The following is a 4,244-nucleotide window of genomic DNA, read 5'->3' on the forward strand; positions in this document are numbered from 1 at the left end:
CGACCTGCTCGTCGCGCACTGCATCGATGTCGGCGCGCTCCAGAAAGCCACCGCTGTACACGTAGCTGGGCATGTGCGGCGACATCACGCCGACGCTGCACAGCATCACATCGACACGCTCCTGCAGATCGAGGATCTGACGTACGCTGCGCTCGCGCCACAAGGCCTGCTTGGTTTCCGGATAGTCGAAAAAAGCCGGCACATGGAACGGGTGCGGACGCGCGTCGTAACTCTTCGCGAAACGCATGACCAGATTGCTGCTGAACGTGTTGGTAACACCCTGTGCATTACCCGCGCCATTGAGCTGAACGATGTCGACGTTCGCCGTGGACTTCGGGATCAGGTGATCGGACACGGCGGAAATCGTCGTGCCCCAGGCAATTCCGACCACCATGTTCGAATCGATCACGGTGTTCAGATAACTCGCGGTGTGCATCGCCACGCGGCGCAACCACTCGCCCTCACCCGCTGCCTCCGGTACCGGCACCACTCTCGCCGCCTTGAGTCCAAAGCGTTCTTCCAGTTCCAGTTCAATCGTCCGCGGGCGCTCGCTCGGATCGTTGATCCGGATCTCTACCAGGCCGTTCGCGTGAGCGATGCCTAGTAGACGCGAGACCTTCGAGCGCGACAGATTCATATCCTGCGCGATCGCTTCGGTTGTCATGCTCTGGTAGTAGTACATCTTCGCAACCTTGACGGCGGCTGCGAACTGGCTCGCTTCATCCTTGAAAACGGGGCTGGGCATACTGGACCAATCGGTAACAATCGAACCGCCATTACACCACGTTCACTGGTCATCTCTATCACTGCAGTCAACATTGCAATGCCATTGATCAGACGTGCAATCGGTGAAACCGGTCGTTCGATCCCTCGTCCGCCGCCTGCCGGGAAGCACGTTGCACGGATGAGCACACATGTTGCAATAACGTGCAATCCGGTTTATAACACCGTTTCCACCACCGCGTACTTCCGTAGGAAGACGCATGGTCGCAGCTGGTGAACAGCGACGCGGGGGCTGCGGGCCGCACAGGGAGAAGACACAGTGGAGCAGGTTGACTGGGACGCGCTGGTGGTAGGCGGCGGCATCAACGGCGCAGGGATTGCCCGCGACCTCGCGGGCCGCGGCGCGCGCGTGTTGCTGGTCGAGCAGGACGATCTTGCCCAGCACACGTCGTCCGCAAGCACCAAACTGATTCACGGTGGCCTGCGGTATCTCGAGTACAGGGAGTTTGGCCTCGTGCGCAAGGCACTGCAGGAGCGCGAAGTTCTTCTCGCCATGGCGCCGCACCTCATCGCACCGCTGCGCTTCGTGATGCCCCATGTCCCCGAACTGCGCCCCGCATGGATGGTCCGCGCAGGCCTGTTCCTCTACGACCATCTCAGCCGGCGCGCGGTGCTCGAAGGCTCGAAAGGCATCAACTTGCGCGAGCACTTCGCCGGCACGGCTCTTTCTGCTGCATTTACACGCGGGTTTGTCTACTCGGACGCAGCCGTGGACGACGCACGACTGGTCGTCGTCAATGCCATCGATGCGCGCGAGCGAGGCTCGCGGATCGCAACACGCACACGTTTCATGTCAGCAAAGCGGGGCCCGCAAACCTGGCATGCCACCCTGTCGGATAGCAACGGTCGCACTCACGAAGTCAGCACCCGTGCGCTGGTGAATGCGGCGGGTCCGTGGGTCAACGCGCTCGCAATCGGAACGGCGTCCCAGCAGCGAGCGATGCGACTCGTCAAGGGCAGTCATATCGTGACACGCAAGCTTTTCGATCATGACCACGCGTATATCTTCCAGAACCACGACCGGCGCATTGTGTTCGCCATTCCCTGGCAGGGCGATTACACGCTGATCGGCACCACGGATGTCGACTATCAGGGTTCACCCGCTCACGTGCAGATTTCGAGCGATGAAATCGCCTATCTATGTGACGCCGTAAGCCGCTATTTCCGCAACCCGGTTCGCGCTGACGATGTCGTCTGGACCTACGCCGGCGTGCGGCCTCTGCTCGAGGACGGTGCAGACGATGCCGTTTCTGCGACACGTGATTACCAGCTCGACCTCGATACGGATGCCGCGCCCCTGATGACCGTGTTCGGCGGCAAGATCACGACCTACCGCAAGCTCGCCGAACAGGCAGCGGATGAACTGGCCGCGCCACTTGGACTGACTGGCGCGGCGTGGACGCATCAGGTACCACTGCCAGGCGGCGACATCCCTGAGGCGGACTTCACACGCTTCATGCTGGATTTCGGCGCCCGGCACCGCTTCCTGCCCACTACGCTTGTGCAGCGTTTCGCGCGTGCGTACGGAACCCGCGCCGACCCCATGCTCGATGGCATCCTCTCGATGGAGGCAATGGGTCAAGCCATCGTGCCCGGTCTGTACGAGGCCGAGGCGCGTTATCTGGTCGATCAGGAGTGGGCGCGCTGCGCCGACGACATACTGTGGCGCCGCACCAAGCTCGGCCTCAAAGCGACAGCAAGCGATCGTGAACGGCTTGAGACATGGCTTCGCGAACAACACGCCATCGAGGCGCGTACGGACTTCTGCCGATCTTCCGTTATCGCTGGCTGACCGGGCACGCTGGCGTCGCCGGCGACCGTCTTCGAATTCGCAATTCGGCGTGCCAGCGACTGCACAGCGTGAAGTGAGCGCGTTATCGCGCCAATTGGTTCCTTGCTCGCGCCTTGCGTGCTCAGGTAGCCCGACGAATAAGGTCGTCGAGGTGCGATGCGCTACCCGGCGTGCGGCGCTCCGCTTCCACCCCGGTTCTCTCAGCAAGCGCGTGTCTTCTGCCGGTATTGCGCCCCCGAAGCCATTTAACGAGACAGCCCGTGACCCCAGGGTAATCACTGGCTTGCCCCACTGTTTTCGGCCACGAAGAATCAAATTCATCTCTTTGAATCTGGTTCATATACATGAACGACGCCGTCCGATCCGCAGTGCGCGTGCTTGATCTGCTCGAATACTTCGCGGCGACTGAAGCCGCCCTGCCTCTCACTACTGTCGCCACCGTGTTCGCGATGCCGAAGAGCAGCACGCTCGCGCTGTTGCGCACGCTGCTGTCGCGCGGCTATCTCGAACGCGATGACCGCAACCTCTACCGTCTGAATCCGGTGTTTCGCGCGAGCGGCTTCGGCTGGGGCGGCGACCTGTTCGCGCGTCTCGCCGCTGTTGCGAAGCCCGTGATGGACGAACTGTGCGCAGAAGTCGGCGAGACGGTCATTCTCAGCGTCCTCACCCAGGACGGGCTCGTGCAGCCCATTGCGAAGTCGTTGGCGGCAGCAGTGGTTCGCTACGACCTTGCGATCGACGACGCACAGCCCGCATGGTGCACGGCGATGGGCCGCGCGATGCTCGCCGGTCTGCCGCGCGAACGGCGCGCTGCGATTCTCGCAAGCCAGACACGTGAGCCGCGCACGCCGCACACGGTCGTCGATCTTGATGGCGTCAACGCGATGATCGACCGGGCCGCCGAAGACGGCTTCGCGATCGTTGAAGAGGAGTTCGTGCTGGATGGCGTCGGCATCGCCATGCCGATCTGCGATGCAAGCGGCACAGCCATCGCGGCGCTCGATGTCGGTTGCGTGGCGAGCCGCTATGCGGCCAAACGCGACGCCATCCTCGTGGCGATGCGCGCGTGCATCGACCGTTTGCCGCTTCCGTTCGGCGCATCGGTTCCGAGCGCCGCGTCCTTGCCGCAGCCAGTGTAGTGACCTTTTCCGCCGACGCGATCGGCATGGGTAGTCGTCTAACAGGACCCTTCCACCATGAATCAGGCTGACACGCAGCGCAGTCCAGCGGCTCTCAAGATCGAGGCGCCGCGCACCGCTTCCTCACGCCAGCAGTTGATGGCCGCGATGATCGGCAACGTACTCGAGTATTACGACTTCATCGTCTATGCGTTTCTCGCGGCGACCCTCGCCCGCAACTTCTTTCAGGGCGACAAATACGGCGGCCTGCTCGCGACTTTCGCCGCGTTCGGCGTGGGCTTTCTCGCGCGTCCGGTGGGCGGCGCGATCATCGGACGTATCGCCGATGTGAAGGGTCGTCGCACTGCATTGCTCATCACGATATTCGGGATGGCGCTCGGTACGGCCGGCATCGGCCTGTTGCCTACCTACGCCACGGCCGGCGTGCTCGCGCCGGTCCTGCTGGTGGCGCTGCGGCTGATTCAGGGCCTCGCGGCGGGCGGCGAATGGGGCAGCGCCACGTCGTTCATCATCGAATCCGCACCGCCAGG

The 4,244-nt window shown here is 62.7% G+C and carries 4 protein-coding genes; 3 read left to right on the forward strand and 1 reads right to left on the reverse strand.

The window, feature by feature from the left end; genetic code table 11:
• The coding region (locus tag VGH68_RS01105) for a sugar-binding transcriptional regulator (RefSeq protein ID WP_331601663.1) at positions 1–745 on the reverse strand (745 nt) is incomplete at its 3' end.
• 297 nt (positions 746–1,042) lie between these two features.
• On the opposite strand from VGH68_RS01105, the gene glpD reads away from it, so the two are divergent.
• The 3 genes from glpD to VGH68_RS01120 form a co-directional block, all read left to right on the forward strand.
• A complete protein-coding gene (gene glpD / locus VGH68_RS01110; protein WP_331601664.1) occupies positions 1,043–2,575 on the forward strand; it encodes a glycerol-3-phosphate dehydrogenase in 1,533 nt (510 codons plus the stop codon).
• A gap of 344 nt (positions 2,576–2,919) precedes the next feature.
• The gene (locus VGH68_RS01115; protein ID WP_331601665.1) at positions 2,920–3,714 is read left to right on the forward strand and encodes an IclR family transcriptional regulator; all 795 of its coding nucleotides are present in this window, start codon (positions 2,920–2,922) and stop codon (positions 3,712–3,714) included.
• Between the two features lie 57 nt (positions 3,715–3,771).
• The coding region (locus VGH68_RS01120) for an MFS transporter (protein WP_331601666.1) at positions 3,772–4,244 on the forward strand (473 nt) is incomplete at its 3' end.

This window comes from Paraburkholderia sp. (assembly GCF_036488505.1).
GTDB lineage: Bacteria > Pseudomonadota > Gammaproteobacteria > Burkholderiales > Burkholderiaceae > Paraburkholderia.

Excerpts from the sequence above, each read along its gene's own strand:
- VGH68_RS01115 (WP_331601665.1), top strand. The coding sequence starts at position 2,920 with ATGAACGACGCCGTCCGATCCGCAGTGCGCGTGCTTGATCTGCTCGAA.